General features: G+C 73.7%; 17 protein-coding genes. 13 read left to right on the top strand and 4 right to left on the bottom strand.

Features of this window, described 5'->3' with window-relative positions:
- The first annotated feature begins 25 nt into the window (after nucleotides 1–25).
- From kdgD to Ari01nite_RS07815, 4 genes are read left to right on the top strand one after another with little or no spacing between them, the layout of a single operon-like run.
- Entirely contained in the window at nucleotides 26–952 is a 927-nt protein-coding gene (gene kdgD, locus Ari01nite_RS07830; RefSeq protein WP_203780431.1) for a 5-dehydro-4-deoxyglucarate dehydratase, read from the top strand.
- On the top strand, nucleotides 949–2274 hold the full coding sequence (locus Ari01nite_RS07825; protein ID WP_239162561.1) for an enolase C-terminal domain-like protein: 1326 nt from the start codon (nucleotides 949–951) through the stop codon (nucleotides 2272–2274). Before kdgD ends, Ari01nite_RS07825 begins: the two co-directional genes overlap by 4 nt.
- The gene (locus Ari01nite_RS07820; protein ID WP_275410831.1) at nucleotides 2271–3440 is read left to right on the top strand and encodes an L-talarate/galactarate dehydratase; all 1170 of its coding nucleotides are present in this window, start codon (nucleotides 2271–2273) and stop codon (nucleotides 3438–3440) included. Before Ari01nite_RS07825 ends, Ari01nite_RS07820 begins: the two co-directional genes overlap by 4 nt.
- Nucleotides 3437–5071 carry an aldehyde dehydrogenase (NADP(+)) gene (locus tag Ari01nite_RS07815; protein ID WP_203780430.1) on the top strand — a complete coding sequence of 545 codons (1635 nt, stop codon included), beginning with the start codon at nucleotides 3437–3439 and terminating at the stop codon, nucleotides 5069–5071. Before Ari01nite_RS07820 ends, Ari01nite_RS07815 begins: the two co-directional genes overlap by 4 nt.
- Here Ari01nite_RS07815 and Ari01nite_RS07810 read toward each other — a convergent pair.
- Nucleotides 4992–5948, bottom strand: coding sequence for a DivIVA domain-containing protein (locus Ari01nite_RS07810; protein WP_203780429.1), 957 nt, complete (start codon nucleotides 5946–5948; stop codon nucleotides 4992–4994). The two genes, Ari01nite_RS07815 and Ari01nite_RS07810, sit on opposite strands and share 80 nt — an antisense overlap.
- A gap of 71 nt (nucleotides 5949–6019) precedes the next feature.
- Nucleotides 6020–7027 carry a lipid II:glycine glycyltransferase FemX gene (locus Ari01nite_RS07805; RefSeq protein WP_203780428.1) on the bottom strand — a complete coding sequence of 336 codons (1008 nt, stop codon included), beginning with the start codon at nucleotides 7025–7027 and terminating at the stop codon, nucleotides 6020–6022.
- A gap of 152 nt (nucleotides 7028–7179) precedes the next feature.
- Here Ari01nite_RS07805 and Ari01nite_RS07800 point away from each other — a divergent pair, with 152 nt between their 5' ends.
- From Ari01nite_RS07800 to Ari01nite_RS07760, 9 genes are read left to right on the top strand one after another with little or no spacing between them, the layout of a single operon-like run.
- Nucleotides 7180–7965 (top strand): polysaccharide deacetylase family protein, encoded by a 786-nt coding sequence (locus Ari01nite_RS07800; RefSeq protein ID WP_203780427.1) that lies wholly within the window; start codon nucleotides 7180–7182, stop codon nucleotides 7963–7965.
- The gene (locus Ari01nite_RS07795; RefSeq protein ID WP_203780426.1) at nucleotides 7958–9079 is read left to right on the top strand and encodes an aminotransferase class I/II-fold pyridoxal phosphate-dependent enzyme; all 1122 of its coding nucleotides are present in this window, start codon (nucleotides 7958–7960) and stop codon (nucleotides 9077–9079) included. Before Ari01nite_RS07800 ends, Ari01nite_RS07795 begins: the two co-directional genes overlap by 8 nt.
- Nucleotides 9080–9086: 7 nt before the next feature.
- Complete coding sequence (locus Ari01nite_RS07790) at nucleotides 9087–10313, top strand: glycosyltransferase family 4 protein (RefSeq protein ID WP_203780425.1); 1227 nt, start codon at nucleotides 9087–9089, stop codon at nucleotides 10311–10313.
- Nucleotides 10300–11706, top strand: a complete 1407-nt coding sequence (locus tag Ari01nite_RS07785) for a tyrosine-protein kinase domain-containing protein (RefSeq protein WP_203780424.1) — start codon at nucleotides 10300–10302, stop codon at nucleotides 11704–11706. Before Ari01nite_RS07790 ends, Ari01nite_RS07785 begins: the two co-directional genes overlap by 14 nt.
- Nucleotides 11699–12955, top strand: a complete 1257-nt coding sequence (locus Ari01nite_RS07780; RefSeq protein WP_203780423.1) for a lipopolysaccharide biosynthesis protein — start codon at nucleotides 11699–11701, stop codon at nucleotides 12953–12955. Before Ari01nite_RS07785 ends, Ari01nite_RS07780 begins: the two co-directional genes overlap by 8 nt.
- Nucleotides 12952–14187 carry an O-antigen ligase family protein gene (locus Ari01nite_RS07775; RefSeq protein WP_239162560.1) on the top strand — a complete coding sequence of 412 codons (1236 nt, stop codon included), beginning with the start codon at nucleotides 12952–12954 and terminating at the stop codon, nucleotides 14185–14187. The genes Ari01nite_RS07780 and Ari01nite_RS07775 overlap by 4 nt, the downstream gene beginning before the upstream one ends.
- Nucleotides 14184–15287, top strand: coding sequence for a hypothetical protein (locus tag Ari01nite_RS07770; protein ID WP_203780422.1), 1104 nt, complete (start codon nucleotides 14184–14186; stop codon nucleotides 15285–15287). Before Ari01nite_RS07775 ends, Ari01nite_RS07770 begins: the two co-directional genes overlap by 4 nt.
- The gene (locus tag Ari01nite_RS07765) at nucleotides 15288–16286 is read left to right on the top strand and encodes a GNAT family N-acetyltransferase (RefSeq protein WP_203780421.1); all 999 of its coding nucleotides are present in this window, start codon (nucleotides 15288–15290) and stop codon (nucleotides 16284–16286) included.
- A gap of 9 nt (nucleotides 16287–16295) precedes the next feature.
- The gene (locus Ari01nite_RS07760; protein WP_203780420.1) at nucleotides 16296–17534 is read left to right on the top strand and encodes an FAD-dependent monooxygenase; all 1239 of its coding nucleotides are present in this window, start codon (nucleotides 16296–16298) and stop codon (nucleotides 17532–17534) included.
- On the opposite strand, the gene Ari01nite_RS07755 is transcribed toward Ari01nite_RS07760, so the two are convergent.
- A complete protein-coding gene (locus tag Ari01nite_RS07755) occupies nucleotides 17436–18566 on the bottom strand; it encodes a hypothetical protein (RefSeq protein ID WP_203780419.1) in 1131 nt (376 codons plus the stop codon). The two genes, Ari01nite_RS07760 and Ari01nite_RS07755, sit on opposite strands and share 99 nt — an antisense overlap.
- A complete protein-coding gene (locus tag Ari01nite_RS07750) occupies nucleotides 18556–19191 on the bottom strand; it encodes a sugar transferase (protein WP_203780418.1) in 636 nt (211 codons plus the stop codon). Before Ari01nite_RS07750 ends, Ari01nite_RS07755 begins: the two co-directional genes overlap by 11 nt.
- Between the last annotated feature and the right edge of the window lie 6 nt (nucleotides 19192–19197).

The raw sequence follows: 19197 nt of genomic DNA, 5'->3' as shown, positions 1-19197 counted from the left end.
CGTCGATCCTCCCTACCGTGGCGGCATGTCGTTGATGCCCCCCGCCGAACTCGCCGCTCGGCTGCCGGCAGGCCTGCTGTCGTTCCCGGTCACCCACTTCGACGACGACCTGCGGTTCGACGAGGCCCGCTACCGCGAACACCTGGCCTGGCAGGCGGGGCTCGGAGTGTCCGGCCTGTTCGCCGCGGGTGGCACCGGCGAGGGTTTCTCGCTCACCCCGGCCGAGACAGATCAGGTGGTACGCGCGGCGGTGAGCGAGGCGGCCCACCTGGTCCCGGTGGTAGCACCCGCGACGGGTGGCACCGCTCAGGCGGTCGCCCAGGCCCGGGCCGCGCAGGACGCCGGCGCCAACGGCATCCTGCTGATGCCGCCCTACCTCACTGAGGCCAGCCAGGCCGGGCTCGCCGAGCACGTGGCCGCGATCTGCCGGGCCACCGAGCTCGGCGTGATCGTCTACAGCCGGGGCAACGCGGTCTTCGCCGACACCACGGTGGCGGCCCTCTGCGACCGCTGCCCGAATCTGATCGGCCTCAAGGACGGCGTCGGCGACATCGAGCGGATGACCCGCACCTACGCCCGGGTCGGCGAGCGGCTCATCTACATCGGCGGGTTGCCGACCGCCGAGACGTTCGCGCTGCCGCTGCTGCAACTGGGGGTCAACACCTATTCGTCGGCGCTCTACAACTTCCTCCCCGGGTTCGCGCTGCGTTTCTTCGCCGCCGTACGGGCACAGGACCGCGCCACGGTGTACGACCTGCTCAACGACTTCGTGATCCCCTACCTGGACATCCGGGACCGGTCCCGGGGCTACGCGGTCTCGATCATCAAGGCCGGGCTCACCGCGGTCGGCCGCAACGGTGGCCGGGTGCGGCCGCCGCTGACCGACCTGACCCCGGCCGAGCAGACCGAACTGGCGGCGCTGATCGCGAAGGTGGGTGAGGGTGAGCGGTGACGCCCACGGTCGCGCGGGTCGAGGTCGTGCCGGTGGCCGGCCACGACAGCATGCTGCTCAACCTCAGCGGCGCGCACGCGCCGTTCTTCACCCGCACCGTCGTGCTGGTCACCGACAGTTCGGGCGCGACCGGGCTGGGCGAGGTGCCCGGCGGCGAGCCGATCCGGCGCACCGCCGAGCAGATGGGCGAGCGGCTGGTCGGCCGGTCGATCGCGTCGTTCGCCGGGGCGCTCCGGGACGCGGCCGCGCCGTTCGCCGGCCTGGACGCCGGCGGGCGGGGCCTGCAGACGTTCGACCAGCGGGTCACCGTGCACGCGCTGACCGGGCTCGAGTCGGCGCTGCTCGACCTGCTCGGCCGGCACCTCGGCGTGCCGGTGGCGGAGTTGCTCGGCGACGGCAGGCAGCGCGACGCCGTGCCGGTGCTCGGCTACCTGTTCTACGTCGGCGACCGCCGGGCCACCGATCTGCCGTACCGGGCCGAGCCGCAGCCGCGCGACGACTGGGAACGGCTGCGCCGCGAGCCCGCCCTCACCCCGGCGGCCGTGGTGGCGCTCGCCGAGGCGGCCCGGCAGCGCTACGGGTTCGCCGACTTCAAGCTCAAGGGCGGCGTGTTCGCCGGCGCGCAGGAGGTCGCCGCGGTGCGCGCGCTGGCCGCCCGGTTCCCGGACGCGCGGATCACCCTCGACCCGAACGGCGGCTGGCTGCTGTCCGAGGCGGTCGCGCTCTGCCGCGACCTGCGCGGCGTGCTCGCGTACGCCGAAGACCCGGTCGGCGCCGAGGCCGGCCTCTCCGGCCGGGAGACGATGGCCGAGTTCCGCCGGCTCACCGGGCTGCCCACGGCGACCAACATGATCGCCTGTGACTGGCGCGAACTGGCCCACGCGGTCCGCAGTCACGCCGTCGACATCCCGCTGGCCGACCCGCACTTCTGGACCATGCGCGGCGCGGTCCGGGTCGCCCAGCTGTGCCACGACTTCGGGCTGACCTGGGGCTCGCACTCCAACAACCACTTCGACATCTCGCTCGCGATGTTCACCCACGTCGGCGCCGCCGCACCCGGGCAGATCACGGCTCTCGACACGCACTGGATCTGGCAGGACGGCCAGGCACTCACCCGGCAGCCGCCGCAGATCCGGGACGGCCACGTCGCGGTGCCGGACGGGCCGGGGCTCGGCGTCGAGATCGACCGGGACGCACTGGCCGCCGCGCACGAGCTCTACCGCGAAAACGGGCTCGGCGCCCGCGACGACGCCGCCGCCATGCAATACATTCTGCCCGGCTGGCGGTTCGACCCGAAGCGACCGGCGCTGATGCGGCCGTGACTGGCTCTGATGCGACCGCGACCGGCTCTGATGCGACCGCGACCGGCGACCGGATCGAGCGCGTCACGCTGTCTTCGATCACGCTGCCGCTGGCCGCCGCGATCAGCGACGCCAAGGTGCTCACCGGCCGGCAGCGGCCGATGACCGAGGTGGCGTTCCTGTTCGCCGAGATCGGCACCGCGGACGGCCACCAGGGCATCGGCTTCGGCTACTCGAAGCGGGCCGGCGGTCCGGCGCAGTTCGCGCACGCCGCCGAGGTGGCGCCGGAGCTGATCGGCGAGGACCCGAGCGACATCGGCCGGCTCTGGACCAAGCTCGTCTGGGCCGGTGCCTCGGTGGGCCGCAGCGGCGCCGCCACCCAGGCGATCGCGGCGGTCGACGTGGCGCTCTGGGATCTCAAGGCGAAACGGGCCGGGCTGCCGCTGGCCAAGCTGCTCGGCGCCCACCGCGACTCGGTGCGCTGCTACGACACGTCCGGCGGCTTCCTGCACGAGCCGGTCGAGCAGATCCTGGAGAACGCCGGGCGCAACCTGGCGGCCGGCATCGGTGGCATCAAGATCAAGGTGGGACATCCCGAGCCGGGGGTGGATCTGGTGCGGGTCGGCAAGGTCCGCGAGGCGCTCGGCGACACGCCGCTGATGGTCGACGCCAACCAACAGTGGGACCGGCCCACCGCGCGCCGGGTCTGCCGGGCCCTGGACGAGTTCGGGCTGGTGTGGATCGAGGAGCCGCTGGACGCGTACGACTGCGCGGGACACGCCCGGCTCGCCGCTACGCTGGACACCGCGGTCGCCACCGGTGAGATGCTGACCAGCGTGGCCGAACACCGGGAGCTGATCCGGCACGGTGCCGCCGACGTGCTGCAGCCGGACGCGCCCCGGATCGGCGGCATCACCCAGTTCCTGCGTCTCGCCGCGCTGGCCGAGCAGGAGCACCTCACGCTCGCCCCGCACTTCGCCATGGAGATCCACCTGCACCTCGCGGCCGCATACCCGCACGAGCCGTGGGTAGAACACTTCGACTGGCTGCACCCGCTGTTCGAGGAGCGCCTCGAGATCCGCGACGGCCGCATGCACCTGTCCGACCGGCCCGGCCTCGGGATCACGCTCACCGATCAGGCCCGCCACTGGACCGTGCAGCGCGCCGACATCCGGAGGACACTGTGACCGACGTAGCCAGCACCGACGTGGTCAGCATCGACCCGCGCACCGGCGAGGTGACCGGCACCGTCGCCGCCGAGACCGGCACCGGCCAGGTCGACGCGGCCTGCCGGCAGGCCGCGGCCGCCGCCGGTGCCCTCGACGAGTTCGGCCGCCTCGGCCGGGCCGCCCTGCTGGACGCGCTCGCCGCGGCGCTGGACGGTGGCCGGGACCGGATCGTGGCGACCGCCGGCCGGGAGTCCGGCCTGGGCACCGGCCGGCTCGACGGCGAGCTCACCCGCACCTGCTACCAGCTGCGGTTCTTCGGGGAGGTGCTGCGCGACGGCGGCTATCTCGAGGCGATCGTCGACCACGCCGGCGACACCCCGATGGGACCGCGGCCCGACCTGCGGCGGATGCTGGTGCCGGTCGGTCCGGTCGCGGTGTTCGGCGCGTCGAACTTCCCGCTGGCGTTCTCGGTGCCGGGCGGCGACACCGCGTCGGCGCTGGCGGCCGGCTGCCCCGTGGTGGTCAAGGCGCACGGCTCACATCCGGCCACCGCACAGCTCTGCTTCGACCTGATGGACGCGGCGGCCCGCAGGAGCGGCGCTCCCGAGGGCACGCTCGCACTCGTGCACGGCGTGCCGGCCGGCGCCGATCTGGTGGCCCATCCGGCGATCCGGGCGGTCGGGTTCACCGGCTCGCTCGGCGGCGGCCGGGCGCTGCTGGAGATCATCGAACGGCGGCCCGAGCCGATCCCGTTCTTCGGCGAGCTGAGCAGCCTCAACCCGGTGATCGTCACCCCGGACGCGGCGGCCGAGCGGGCCGCGGACATCGGCGCCGGGGTGGCCGGGTCGGTCCTGCTCGGCGCCGGGCAGTTCTGCACCAAGCCGGGCCTGGTCTTCGTGCCGGCCGGTGCGGCCGGCGACGCGGTGGTGGCGGCGATCGCCGAGGCGGTCGGTGCGGCCGAGCCGCAGGTGATGCTCAACGGCGGGATCGCCGAGTCGTTCGCCCGCATCTCCGCGGCGCTGGCGGCGCGGACCGAGACCGTGACGCACGGCGCGGAGGCAGCTCCGGCCACCGGCGGCGAGGCTGCGGCACGGGCCACCGGGCCGGCCGGTGCCGGGGGATTCTTCGGGCGGCCGCTGCTGCTCGCCACCACCGCCGCCGGCCTGCCGCCGGAGGCCACCGAGGAGTGTTTCGGGCCGGTCACCGTGGTGGCCCGCTACCGGGACGAGGCGGACCTGGTCGGCGCGCTCGGCCGGCTGCCCGGGTCGCTGACCGCCACCGTGCAGCACGCCTCCGGCGAGACCCGGCTGCCCGCCGAGCTGTCCCGGCGGCTGCTGCCGCGGGCCGGCCGGATCATCTACAACGGCTACCCGACCGGCGTCGCGGTGGCCTGGGCGCAGCAGCACGGCGGCCCCTGGCCGGCCACCAACTCGCAGCACACGTCGGTGGGCGCCACCGCGATCCGCCGCTTCCTGCGGCCGGTCGCCTGGCAGAACTGCCCGCCCACGCTGCTGCCGCCGGAACTGGCCGACGACTACCGCGCCGTCCCGCGGCGGGTCGACGGCGTGGTCACCCCTGCGGATACTGCTGCTGCTGTTCCGCCCGCTGCGGATCGTCGGCCAGCAAGGCCCGCACCTGACCCTGCATGAAGTCCAGCAGCTGACCACGGAAGTCCCGGTCGAACTGCTCCAGCGACTCGATCTGGCCCAGCAGATTTTCCCGATTGGACTGCAGCCGCTCCAGCACCGCGTCGTACTCGGCCTTGGCCTGCCGGCGCAGCTCGTCGGCGCTCATCTGCGCGTCCGCGCCGATCCGTTCGGCCCGGTCCCGGGCGTCGGACAGGATCACCAGCGCCGAGCGCTCCACCTCCTCGGCGCCGAGCTGGGCCTCCGCGCCGATCCGCTCGGCACGCTCCCGGGCGTCCGAGAGGATCACCATGGCGGAGTGCTCCACCTCCTCGGCGCGCTCCTGGGCGCGCCGGCCGAGGCGGTCGGCGGCGTCGTTCGCCTCGACCATCATCTGCTCGGCCCGGCGCCGGATGTCCTGTGCCTGGGTGTGCGCGTCACGCACGATCTCGTCGGCCGAGGCGAGCGCCTCGGCGCGCATCTTGTCGGCCTCGGCCCGGGTGGTGCGGATGTGGTCCTCGGCCGTGCGCTGCGCGATGACCAGGACCTCCATGGCCCGGTCCGGACTGTCGTCGGGGACCAGGCCGAGGGGCGGCCGATCGGGCCGGTCCAGCATCGACCGGTCGATCGGCTGCCGGTCCATCGGGGACCGTTCCATCGGTGGCCGCTGGCCGGGCATCCGTTCCACCGCGGCGCGTTCCATGGCGGCGGTGCGCTCCGCCCGCTCCATCGCGGCCCGTTCCATGGCGGCCCGTTCCATCGCCGCCCGATCCTGGGCAGCCCGATCCTGGGCAGCACGATCCACCGGCTCGCGCTCCATGGGTCGCTCGCCGTGCCGCCGTGGCCGCCGCTCGGTGCCGGCCCAGCGCGTACCGATGCCGACGATCCGGTCACCACTCATTCCGGGCCTCCACCCAGGGCCTCCACCCAACCGCCCCCTGCCGACTACTACGGGCTACGAGGCCGGTGAGTTCAAACCTGCCTAGTCAGGCGCGCAACGGCTTTCTGGCGCAGCGAAAAGGCCTCCTTGGCGGCGTCCCGGAGGCCGGCCACCAACGGCGACCGGGACCGGCGGGCCCACGGCACCGGCACCTCGGTGGTGCCGTACTTCTGCTTGTAGGAGTTGCCGCCGACGAAGTCGAACTCGGTGACGCCGCGCTGCCGGGCCCAGCGCAGCGCGTACCAGATCAGTGCCTCGTTGGGCCGCAGGTGCTGATCGGGCCGGTAGCTCGCGCCGCCCCAGAAGTACATGGTGCGGTGATACCAGGGCAGCACCGCCGTGGCGATGCACCGGCCGCCCGGGTCGCGGGCGCGCAGCAGCAGCAACCGGCCGGCCGGGCCGAGGTGCCGGATCAGCGACCGGACCCGCTCCACCGGATAGGTCGGCACCAGATTCTGTTTGGCGAAAACGTCCCTTAACTGGTCAAAGAATTGCCCGGCGAATGCCGGATCACCGGTGACCTCCTCGATGACCACGCCGGATCGTTCGGCCTTACGGATATTGCGCCGGCAGGCACTCGCCATGGCGCCGAACAGCGCGTCCTCGCCCGGGGTCAGATCGATCACCGCGGTCGGGGCGGACTGCCAGCGCAGACCCAGGCCGCCCAGGTCGGCCTCGGTCAGGTGCCGGTCGCGGATCTCCAGGTGGGCGCACCCCAGATCGCCGAACGCGAACGGCATCAGCGCCTCCAGTGCCGCCCGCCGCGGCACTGCAGGCCGCAGGTTGAAGCCCCCGTACGAGGTGGTCCAGCCGGCCATCGGGCTGCCCAGGATGCGCAGGCCGTACCGCTTGGTGACCAGCCCGGTGAAGTGGCCCACCGGTGTGCCGCCGTCGTGCACGGTGGCCAGCACCGGCTCGGCGCGCTGCGTCTCGGCCACGAACCGCAGCCACTGCGGGGTGTGGAAGATCAGGCGATCCGGGTACGTGGCGCGGTCCGCCCACAACTCGGCGGACGGCTCCACGCGGTGCAATCGAAACATCGGATCCCCTTCGTGGAATGGGCCTCCAAGCCAGGATGATGCGCGCCCGCAAGCGCATTCCGCAAGGCGTTCTTTTCGATGTGAATAAGTCTCGCGTTCAATATGACAATTGCTACTGACGCGAGCCGGTATTCATTTGTCAGGGTGAGTGCATGCAGCCGCCGACCCTCATCAAGCCGACCTTCATCAAGCGGCGCCTGAACGAGCTGGGCCTGCGCCGCCGGCTGCGACAGCGGCCACGCACCCAGGGCCGCATCCTGGCTGCCGCCGGCCTGTTCCGCCGGCTGCCGGCGACCGCGCGGCTCTACTTCCCCTTCTACCACGACGTGCTCCCGGAGTACGCCGCCGGCCTGCGCCACCACCTGCGTACGTTCGGCCGGCTCGGCACGCTGGTCTCCTGGGACGACGCGCTCGAGATCCTGGCCGGCCGGCGGTCGATGACCGGGCCGGTGTTCTGTCTCTCCTTCGACGACGGCCACCCGAGCTGGACCGGGGTGGTGGTGCCGATCCTGCGCGAGCTGAACGTGCCGGCCACGTTCTTCGTCACCACCGGGCTGGTCGGCCGGCCCGGGCAGATGAACTGGGACGACTGCCGCGCGTTGCACGCCGCCGGCTACCCGGTCGGCTCGCACACGGTCACCCACACCCGGCTCGCCGACTGCGACGGCGACGGCGCGCGGCACGAGATCGCCGCCTCGAAACGCGAGCTGGAGGACCAGCTGGGCGCCGAGGTGCGCGACTTCGCCGCGCCGTACGGGCACCCGGCCGTCGACTTCGGCGAGCGCGACGTGCGCCTCGCCCGGGAGGCCGGCTACCGCAGCTTCGCCAGCACGCTGCGCACCCCGATGCGGCCGGGCGACCCCCCGCTGCACATCAACCGGCAGGGCCTGCACCCGGCCTGGCCGCTGGGCGCGGTGCGGACCCGGATCCATGACTGACACCCGCATCTACCTGTCCCCGCCGGACGTCAGCGACGTCGAGCGGAAGCTGCTGCTGGCCGCGTTCGACGCCAACTGGGTGGCGCCGGTCGGCCCCGACCTCGACGCGTTCGAATCGCAGGTGGCCGAACTGGTCGGCGTGCCGCACGCGGTCGCCCTGGCCAGCGGCACCGCGGCACTGCATCTGGCGCTGGTGGCGGCCGGCGTGCGCCGCGGCGACACCGTGCTGGTGCCGTCGTTCACCTTCGCCGCCACCGCGAACGCGGTGATGTACCTGGGCGCCCGCCCGGTCTTCCTGGACAGCACGCCGGAGAGCTGGAACGTCGACCCGGCCCTGGTGGCCGAGGAGCTGAGGGCCCGCAACGCGCGCGGCCGGCTGCCCAGGGCGGTGATCGCGGTCGACATGTACGGCCAGTGCGCCGACTACCGGCCGCTGCTGGACGCCTGCGACCGGTACGGCGTGCCGCTGATCGAGGACGCGGCCGAGGCCCTCGGCGCCACCTACCACGGGCGGCCGGCCGGCTCGTTCGGGCTGGCCGGGGTGCTGTCCTTCAACGGCAACAAGATCATCACGACCGGCGGGGGCGGCATGCTGCTCACCGGCGACGACCGGGTGGCGCGCCAGGCCCGGCACCTGGCCACCCAGGCCCGCGAGCCGGTGCCGCACTACGAGCACCGCACGGTCGGCTACAACTACCGGCTCAGCAACCTGCTCGCCGCCGTGGGCCGCGGCCAGGTGCAACGGCTCGGCGAGATGATCGCCTGCCGCCGCGAGACGGCCCGCTACTACCGGCAGGCCCTCGACCTGCCCGGGCTCACCTTCATGCCGGTCGCCGGGTACGGCCGGCCGAACTGGTGGCTCACCTGCCTGCTGGTCGACCCGGACGAGTTCGGCGCCGACCGCGACACCGTCCTGGCCCGCCTGGCCCGGCACAACATCGAGGCCCGGCCGGCCTGGAAACCCATGCACCTCCAGCCGGCCTTCCACGACTGTCCGCGGCGCGGCGGCGCGGTCAGCGCTGACCTGTTCCACCGCGGCGTCTGTCTGCCCAGCGGGTCGGCGCTCACCGACCACGACCGGGAACGCGTGGTATCCGCCGTGCGGGAGGGATGACCGGCCGATGCGCATCGTCTACATCCATCAGTACTACTGCAACCCCGGCATGACCGGGGGCATCCGCTCCTACGAGCAGGCCCGGCGGCTGGTCGCGCGCGGCCACACGGTCGACGTCATCACCACCGACATCACGCCCGGCAAGCGGGCGGTCGGCTGGCGGCGTACCGAGGACGACGGGGTCACCGTGCACTGGTACTCCGTCCCGTACTCGAATCACATGTCCCATGCCCGCCGCCTGCGCGCCTTCGCCGAGTTCATGGTGCTGGCCGCGGCGAAAGCCGCACGGCTACGCGCCGACCTGGTGTTCGCCACCAGCACCCCGCTGACCGTGGCGGTGCCCGGCGTGATCGCGGCCCGCCTGCGCCGGGTGCCGTTCGTGTTCGAGGTGCGCGACCTGTGGCCCGAGGTGCCGATCGAGATGGGTGCGCTGCGCAACCCGGTGGCCCGGCGGCTGGCCTGCGCGCTGGCCAACTTCGCGTACCGCAACGCCGCCGAGGTCGTCGCGCTCTCCCCCGGCATGGCGGCCGGCGTCACCGCCCGCCGCCCGGCCACCAGAACCACGATGATTCCCAACGCCGCCGACCTGGCCATGTTCGAGGGGGTACGCGACCAGGACGTGCACCGGTTCCGCTCGGAGCACCGCTGGCTGGGCGACCGGCCGCTGATCGTCTACACCGGAGCGCTGGGCGCGGTGAACGGCGTGGACTATCTGGTGCGGGCCGCGCAGCGGCTGCGCGAGCGTGACCCGGCGGCGCAGGTGCTGATCGTCGGGCACGGCCGGGAGTGGGACCAGACCCGGCAACTCGCGGCCGGGCTGGGGCTGCTCGGCAACACCGTGCACATGTGGGAGAAGGTGCCCAAGGCCGACCTGCCGGTGATCCTGGCCGCGTCCACCCTGTCGTCCAGCTTCGTGCGGCCGGTCCGCGCGCTCTGGGACAACTCGGCCAACAAGTTCTTCGACGCGCTCGCCGCGTCCCGCCCGATCGCCATCAACTACGGCGGCTGGCAGGCCGACCTGCTCCAGGAGACCGGGGCCGGGCTGTTGCTCGACCCGTACGACCCGGACAAGGCCGGTGTGCTGCTCGCCGAGCACGTCCGTGACCACGACTGGCTGGCCCGGGCCCGCGCCGCGGCGCACCGGCTGGCCGTCGAGCGGTTCTCCCGGGACCGCCTGTTCGACGACTTCGAGGCAGTGCTGAACCGGGCGGTGGCGCGACGTGGAACTGCGTGAGTACGTCCGGGCCTGCCGCCGCCGGTGGCTGTGGCTGCTGCTGCCGGTGCTGCTCGCCACCGGCATCGCGGCGGCGGTGTCGCTGACCGCGGCACCCGCCTACCGGTCGTCGATGGTGCTGTACGTGACCACCGGGGCCGGCGACCCGGACGCCAAGGCGAGCCGGCTCAACTCGTACATCGTGCTGCTGACCGGCCCCCGGGTGGCCGGCGCGGTGGTCACCAAATTGGGCGGCGGCCTGACCGCCGAGCAGGTGCAGGAGAGCCTGTCGGCACAGGTGCAGGACGGCACCGACCTGCTGGTGGTCACCGCCACCGACGCGTCCGCGCAGCGCAGCCGGCAACTCGTCACCACCGCCACCGCGGTGCTGGTGGGCCTGGCCAAACAGCTCGACCCGCCGGGCTCCGCCGGGGACGGGCCGAAACCGTCGGTGACCGTCGCGCAGGACCCGGTCACCGCCCGCGAGCCCGGCAACCTGGTGCGCAACCTGGCGTTCTCGGCCGTGCTGGGGCTGCTCACCGGCGCCGTCGCGGTGGCCGTCCGCGAGGCCACCCGCCGCACCGTCACCGAGGAGGACGACCTGCGCCGGCTCGGCATCGGCACGGTCGGCACGATCTCGCTGGACCGCTCGGCCGGCCGGCCCGGCGAGGCCCTGGCCGAGGCCTTCCGCCGGCTGCGCAGCCTGCTGCCGGAACTGGCCGCCACCACCCCGGGACACGGCTCCTCACTGCTGCTCACCGGCACCGGGCCCAAGGAGGGCACCACCGCGATCACCTGCGGGCTGGCCATCGCGCTGGCCGAGACCGGCGCCCGGGTGGTGCTGGTCGACGCCAACCTGCGCACCCCCGGCGTCGCCCGCTACCTGGCCCTCGACGACGGGCCGGGCCTCGCCGAGGTGCTGACCGGCGCCACGCCGGTGACCACCGTGCTGCGCGACCCGCTGGACGGCCGGCTCACCGTGCTGCCTTGCGGCGCCCCGGTCGCCGATCCGGGCGAGCTGCTGGCGTCGCCCCGGCTGAGCGCCACGCTGACCATGCTCACCGGCTTGTTCGACGTGGTGCTGGTGGACGCTCCCCCGCTGCGCGGCGTGGCCGACACCGTGGTGCTCAGCAAGGTGACCGACCGGGCACTGCTGGTGGTGCGCGCCAACCGCACCCCGGCGGCCGACGTGCAGCGTTCTGCCGACCTGCTCGAACGGGTCGGCGCCACGCTGGCCGGCGCGGTGCTCAACGCGCTGCCGCGCCGGCTGCCGGCCGGCACCGCGGGCCACCGCCCGGTGCCGCCGGCCGCCGGGCTGGGCCTGATCACCGGGCCGCCGCCGGGCACGTACCGGGCGGCCGGCCTGGCCCGCGGCCGGGCCCGGGTGGAGTCCACCGAGGACGACGATGGCTGACCTGCGGGTCGCGCCGGCGCCGGCCACCGGGCTGGCGGCCCGGCTGCGCGACCCGGTGGTGCACCTGATCGCCGCGCAGCTGCTGATGGGCCTGGTCGCGCTGGCCGCCAACGTGATGATGGTGCGGACGCTCGACCCGGCGCACCGCGGCGAGGTGGCGCTGCTGCTCCAGGTGGTCTACCTGGCCAGCCAGGGCCTGCTGCTGGGCACCGAGCGCAGCTTCGTGGCGGCCTACCACGAGGTGCCGCCGGCCGCCGCGATCCGGGCCTACGCGCGCCTGCTGGTGGTGCCGTGCGGCGTGGGCGTCGCGGTGGTCGCCGGATACGCCGCGCTGGCACCGCCCCGGCTCGACCCCGGCCCGCTCGTGCTGGCCCTGATCGCCGCGTTCGCACTGGTCGAGGCGGCCGGGCTGGCCACCCGGTCGATCGCCATCGCGGTGGGCCGCGCCCAGGATTTCCTGACCTGCCGGGTGGTCGAGACCGTGTTGCTGCTCGGCGGCATGACCGCGCTGTTCCTGGCCGGCGCCACCCGGCCCGAGGCGTGGCTGCTGGCCTACCTGCTGGCCGGCGCGCTGCCCACGGCCGGGTTCGTGGCCTACTGGCTGCGCCGCCCGGCCCAGCAGGCGGACCGGCCCGTCGACGACCGCAACCGGCTCGTCCGCCGGCAGGGGCTCGCGCTGTTCCCGGCCGCGCTGTCCAACATGGCCATGCTGCGCTCCGACCGGCTGGCGCTGCCCGCGCTCGCCTCCACCACCGCGCTCGGCCTCTACGCCGCGGTGGCCACCATGACCGAGTTGCTGGCCTGGCCGTTGCGGGCGTACGCCGACTCGCGGCTGGGCCGGTGGCGGCGGGCGCACCGCGAGGGCCGCCTGCACACCCGCCGGATCCTCGCCGGGTCGCTGGTGTTCGTGCTGGCCGCGGGCCCGCTGGTGGCCGGCGGCCTGTACCTGCTGATCGTCCCGGTCTTCGGCGACCGCTACGCGCCGGCCCGCGACGTGGTGCTGCCGCTGGTGGCCGCGGCCGGGCTGTACGCGCTGTCCCGGGTCAGTCTCGGCCTGATGGTCGCCAAGGGGCACGGCGCGCTCGTCTCGGCCGCCGAGATCGCCGGTTTCGTGGTGAGCTTCGCGGCGTACCTGCTGCTGATCCCGGCCTACGGCATGCTCGGCGCCGCGTACGGGTCGCTGCTCGGCTACGGCGCCTGCCTGGTGTTCGCGCTGCTGGCCGACCGCCTGCCGCGGAGCGCGCCGTGAAGTGGTACATCGCGCCCCGCGTCTTCCTGGCCCCGGCCCTGGTGCTGGTGCTGGTGGCGATCGGCGGCCGGTTCACCCTGGACCGGGCCGGGTTCACCGACCTGGCCTGGGTCGACCTGCGGGTGATCGGCCTGCTGGCGGCGCTCGCCGTGCTGGTGGTCGACCTGCGCCGCCGCCCGCGCCCGGCCGCCGTCAGCGAGCCCGCCCGGCGCCGCGAGGGCTGGCTGGTGGCGGCCATCCTGTTCTTCGTCTACCAGATCGCGTCCGGGCTGTGGGCGCCCGAGGCCGCGCGAGTCGGTTCGCAGACCCTCGACCTGGTGCTGATGGCCGCGCTGACGGTCGCCGTCTACCTGTACGCGACCGGCGACCCGGTCCGGGTGGTGCGCACCACGTTCGTGCTGTTCTACGCGGCCGGGGTGGTCTTCGCGCTGGCCGCCCTGCTGGTCAACGGCCCGGGCGAGCAGGGACGGTATTCGGCGTTCGGCGGCGGCCCCAACGTCTTCGTCCGGATCCAGATCCTCGGCGTGATCAGCGCGATCGCCCTCTACCTGACCTACCGCCGCCTCTGGCTGCTGCTCGCCGTGCCGCTGTTCCTGCTGGCCGCGGTGCTGTCCGGGTCGCGGGCCGGGCTGCTGGCCGGTCTGGTGGTCGCCGGGGCCGCCCTGCTCAAGCTGCGCCACCGGCTGCGGGCCGGCCCGGTCGTGGTGGCCGGACTGGGGCTGACCGCGGTCGCCGTCGCGGTGGCCGCGTTCGCCCCGCCCGCGATCACCGGCCTGTTCCAGGAGCGCTTCGTCGAGCAGACCGTGCAGCAGCGCTACCTGTCGGACCGCACCGACATCTGGGCGTCCGCCTGGCGGCTGGCCGCCGACCACCCGCTGGCCGGCGCCGGCCTGGACGGCTACTACGGCCTGATCGGCGTCAACCAGCACGTCGAATACCCGCACAACTACCTGCTCGGGGTGGCCGCCGAGGGCGGGCTGGCCGGGCTCGCGCTGCTGGTCACCGCGATCGTGCTGTGGGCCGCCACGGTCCGCCGCGGCGGCGCGCACCCGCGGCTCACCGGCCTGGCCGTGGCCTCGGCCGTGTTCGTGGCGCTGAGCAGCCTGTTCTCCGGCGACTACTACGACGCCCGGCTGGCCTGGCTGTTCGCCGCCATGGCCGCGGCCGCCGCGGTGGTCCCGTCGCCCGACCGTGAGGCGGTGGGCGGCATGCCTAGGGAGGGCACAGCATGACCGCGCGGCGGACCCTGCTGCTGGTCGCGCTCGGCGCGCTGGCCGGGTGCGGGCACGACGGCGAGGCGCCGGCCATACTCGCGCCGCTGCCCGCCGAGCCGGGCACCCCGCCGCCGGCCGGGCGGCTCAAGACCGTCGAGCAGTGGACCGCCGTGTTCGAGCAGAGCTGGGACTACCAGGGCGAGACCGGGCTGCCGATGAGCCGGTCCGCGGACAGCCGCGACCACTACGACCTGTCCTACTCGGTGGACGCGTGCGTGGCCATGTTCCGGGCCACCGGCGGCCGCCGCTACCTCGACCGGGCCGTGCAGTTGGTGACCAACGTGGCCGGCTCAGCGGTGCCGTCCCGGTCGATTCCGGGCAGCACCTTCCGCGACCACTACCTCGGCTGGCCGTCGTCGAAATCCGGACAGGACGGTGACGAGGTGCCGCTCTACGAGAGCTACTTCTGGCGGTACGGCACCGCGCTGCTGGCCGCCATGCACGACGCCGGCCTGCTTACCCCGGACTATCGGCGGCTGCTCGAGTTCGCCGAGGTGCAGGTCTTCGAGAAGTGGTTCGCGCGCGGCGCCGACGAGACCATCTATCGCGAGCGCACCCACATGGCCGCGCACTGGGCGCTGATCGCGGTGCACCTGGCCGGGATGACCGCCGACCCGGCCCGGCGCGACCGCTACCGCGAGGTGAGCACCACCATCGACCGGCGCCTGCGCGACCAGATGCGGCGCAACCCGGTGGAGCCGACCGCGTACTTCTGGTCCGACCGGTGGGGCTCGGCGGCCCGGCCCGGGCAGGACGTCGGGCACGGCAACGGCGTCGTCGCGTACGTGCTCGAAACCCCCACCTGGACCACGACGGACCTGGCGGCCTTCGCGGCGCTGCTCACCCGGGTGGTCTGGCCCGCAGGGCAGACCTATCGCGGCTATGTGGACGGCAGCGGCACCGACAACGGGTGGTACGCGGATGGTTTCGTGAAGCTGGGCCGCACCGACCCGGCCGTGCAGTTGCGGCTCGACCAGCACCGGGTGGTCAACGATCAGTTCGCGGCCAACATGGCGCTCAACGCCCGGATGCTGCGGGCCGGACAGGGGAGGCAGTAGATGACCGGATCGCTGGTGGGACCGGAGGCCGCCCAGTGGCGGCAGGCGCTGCGCACGATCTTTCACGACCTGCATCACGAGCCGGTGTACGCGACGCTGGACGCCCGGCTGGTCGGCGGCGAACCGGCCGCGTTCCACTACACCGAGGACGGTCACCATCTGCTGCTGCCGCTGATCGTGCGGGACATCCCGGGCGCCACCGGGCGGCGCGATGTGGTGTCACCGTACGGCTACCCGGCGCCGGTCGCCGACACCGAGGACCCGGGTTTCTGGGAACGCGCCTGCGCCGCGCTGCTGGCGACACTGCGGGCGGAGCGGATCGTCACCGCGTTCGTCCGGATGCACCCGCTGCTGCCGGCCCCGCTGCCGGTGCTGGAACGGTTCGGCACGCTGGTGCGGCACGGCGAGACGGTCACCGTCGACCTGTGCGTCAGTTTCGACGAGATGTGGCGGCAGACCCGCGGCGACCACCGCAACCACATCAACCGGGCCCGGCGGGACGGCACCAAGGTGGTGTTCGACGACTGGTCCCGGCTCGGCGAGTGGGTCGCCGTCTACCACGACAACATGCGGCGGCTCGGCGCGTCGCCGTACTACTTCTTCACCGAGGAGCACCTGGTCGCGCTGCACGACGCGGTCGGCGACCGGATGCACCTGGCGGTCGCGCTGGAGGGCGACGAGGTGGTCGGCGGCAACACGTTCTTCGAGCACGACGGCATCGCCACCGGCTATCTGGCATCGACCCGGCGGGCCCGGCACCGGTTCGCCGACGAACTGCTCTACGACGAGGTGCGCCGGTACTGCAAGGCGCGCGGCAACGCGATCTTCCACCTCGGCGGCGGCAAGGGCGGCAGCAACGACTCGCTGTTCTTCTACAAGACCGGCTTCGCCGAGGGCCGGCACCCGTTCCACACCTGGCGGGTGGTGGCCGACCCGGAGGCGTTCCGCGACCTGACGCGCGACCGCCCCTCGTCGGACACCTTCCCGCCCTACCGTTAGGAGCCCACCATGCGGATCACCTGCGTCGGCGGCGGGCCCGCCGGGCTGTATTTCGCGGTGCTGGCCAAGCTGGCCGACCCGGGCCACGAGGTCACCGTGCTGGAGCGCAACCCGGCCGGCGTCACCTACGGCTGGGGCGTGGTGTTCTGGGACGACCTGCTCGACGACCTGTTCCGGCACGACCCGGTCAGCGCCCGGCGGATCTCGGACGCGGCCTACCGCTGGGACGAGTACGAGGTGCGCGCGGCCGGCAAGCCGGTCACCCACCTGGCCGGGTACGGGTTCAGCCTGGGCCGGCACCGGCTCCTGTCGCTGCTCGCCGAGCGGGCCGTCGAGCTGGGTGTCGACGTGCGTTACTCGCTCTCCTCTTCGGCCGAGGCGGACATTTCGGATGCGGATCTCGTGGTGGCCTGCGACGGCGCCGGCAGCCGGATCCGCGAGCGGGACGCCGCGCACTTCGGCGCCGAGGTGGAGACCGGCCGCAACAAGTACATCTGGCTCGGCACCCCGCACGTGTTCCGGACCTTCACGTTCGGCTTCGAGCGGACCACGGCCGGCTGGATCTGGTTCCACGCCTACCCGTTCGCCGACGGCGCCAGCACGTTCATCGTCGAATGCACCCCCGAGACGTGGACCGGCCTGGGCCTCGACCGGCTCGACGGCCCGGCCGGCGCCGACCTGCTCGGCCGGATCTTCGCCGGCCACCTCGGCGGCCACCCGCTGGTCGACCAGCGGGCCGGCGGCGGCTGGCTGAACTTCCGCCGGGTCACCAACCGGCGCTGGGACAGCGGCAACGTGGCGCTGATGGGCGACGCCGCGCACACCACCCACTTCGCGATCGGCTCCGGCACCAAGCTGGCCATGCAGGACGCCATGGCGCTGGCCGACGCGATCGCCGGCGGCGGCGACCTGGCGGCCGCGCTGGAACGCTACGAGCACCGGCGCAAGGCGGCGCTGGCCCCGCTCCAGAAGGCCGCGCGGGCCAGCAGCGAATGGTTCGAGCGGATGCCCGAGTATGCGGACCTGCCGGCGAAACGGTTCTCCTACGCCCTGTCGAACCGGCGCGGCGAGTATCCGCTGTGGCGCTACCTGCTGCACGTGACGACCCAGCGGCGGGTGCCGCGCACGGCGCTGCGGTGGGCGCTGAGCCTACGCCGCTGGAGCCGGGCCCGTCGCCGGCCGTCGCTGGGCGGCGCTTTCCGCGGCGGCGCGCAGCACTTCGGCGGTCCGGCGCACGTCGGCCGGTGAGCAGCGGTGGTCGACCGGGAGCGTGAGCATCCGGTCGGCCAGCGCGGCGGCTTCGGGGTCGCCGCTCCAGAACGCGGTGCGGTCCTGCCGCCAGTGCACCGGCGCAAAGATGTGGTGGGCCGCGAGGTGCCGCAGCAGGGCGTCACGGCCGTTCTGGGAACGGCAGAGAAGCTGCACGCGGAACGGCCCGGCGCCGAGAAGTCGCCACCCGGAGGCGTCCACCGCGGGCGAAATAGCGGGCGTGGGCGAAATATCCGGCTGGGAGGCGGCTTTCGGCGACAGTGCCGCCGTTAAAGCGCGGGCGTTCGCCGCGTCGCGGCGGCGGATCGCGTAGGCGTCCAGCAGCGGCAGCGCCGCCGCCGTCAGCGCGTGCGCCGGACCACCGCTGCCCAGCAACTCCCCTTCGCCGCGTCCCTGCAGCGAGCGGAACGTCTCGCGCGGCACCGGCCGCCCCGCCAGCCAGGCCGCCTTCAGCAGCATCCCGGCCAGCTTGAGCTCGGTCCCCGGGCTCGCGCCGCCGGCCGGCCGGGGCAGGTCCAGGCCGCGCGGCGACCACAGCAGGCCGCCGTCCGGCACCGGCAGGGTCTTGCGCAACGACGCCAGCGCGTACGGCGCCTGGCTTGCTCTTGCCCACTCCCCCACCGGATCGTGCGAATGGTCCTCGACCACGACGATGCCGGGGTGGGCGCGCATCCAGTCGAGCCACGGCGAACCGTCGTCGCGCCCGAACAGGTTCTGCGCCAGCACCAGATCGCCGTCGCGCACCCGCAGCGTCTCCCAGCGCGGTCCGCGGCCGTCCGGCAGATGCCGGTACCAGGCGATCGGGATCCGCGCGGAGAGCCACTCGGCGACGCCGATGCAGAAGTAGGTGGGCAGGTGCAGGCGACCGGCCGGGCTCAGCCGGAGCAGCAGCGCGGCCAGCGCACCGCAGCCGGTCGCGAACAGCTCGTGCCGCGGCGGCAGCCAGGGCGGGCCGCCGCCGGTCAGCAGGGACGGATCCCAGTGGAACTCGGACCCGATGTCAGGCGGCACGGCCGGCACGCTGGATGTTCAGCTCGTCGACGTGCACCGGGGGTTCGCCGCGGTGCAGCGAGGTCGCGGTGCGCCACAGGATGCGCAGGTCGAGCGCCGGCGACCAGTGGTCGACATACCAGCGGTCCAGTTCGAAGCGCTGCTGCCAGTCGATGTCCTCGCGGCCGTTGATCTGCGCCCAGCCGGTGATGCCGGGCTTCACCTCGAGGCGGCGGCGGTCGGCGGCCGAGTAGTTGGCCACCTGCGGCAGCACGTCGGGGCGCGGGCCGACCAGGCTCATCGTGCCGAGCAGCACGTGCGCCAGCTGGGGCAGCTCGTCCAGGCTGGTGCGGCGCAGGAACCGGCCGCAGCGGGTGATCCGCGGGTCGTTCTCGACCAGGCCGAACGGGTCGTCGAGTCCCATCCGGGCGCTCAGCGCCACCGAGTCGGGGACCATGGTGCGGAACTTCCACATCCGGAACGGCACCCCGTTGCGGCCGGCGCGGTCCTGAATGAACAGCACGCCCGGCCCGTCGGCGAGCCGGATCCACAGGGCTACGCCCAGCAACACCGGGGACAACAGCATGAGAGCGACGGCGGCGGCCAGGCGGTTGGCAAGATCCCAGAGCAGGCGTACGGCGGGCACGTGTCC

It is taken from the genome of Paractinoplanes rishiriensis (genome assembly GCF_016862375.1).
GTDB classification, from domain to species: Bacteria; Actinomycetota; Actinomycetes; order Mycobacteriales; family Micromonosporaceae; genus Actinoplanes; species Actinoplanes rishiriensis.
Note: the sequence above shows the minus strand (reverse complement) of the source record. Positions and strands in the feature narration are given on the sequence as shown.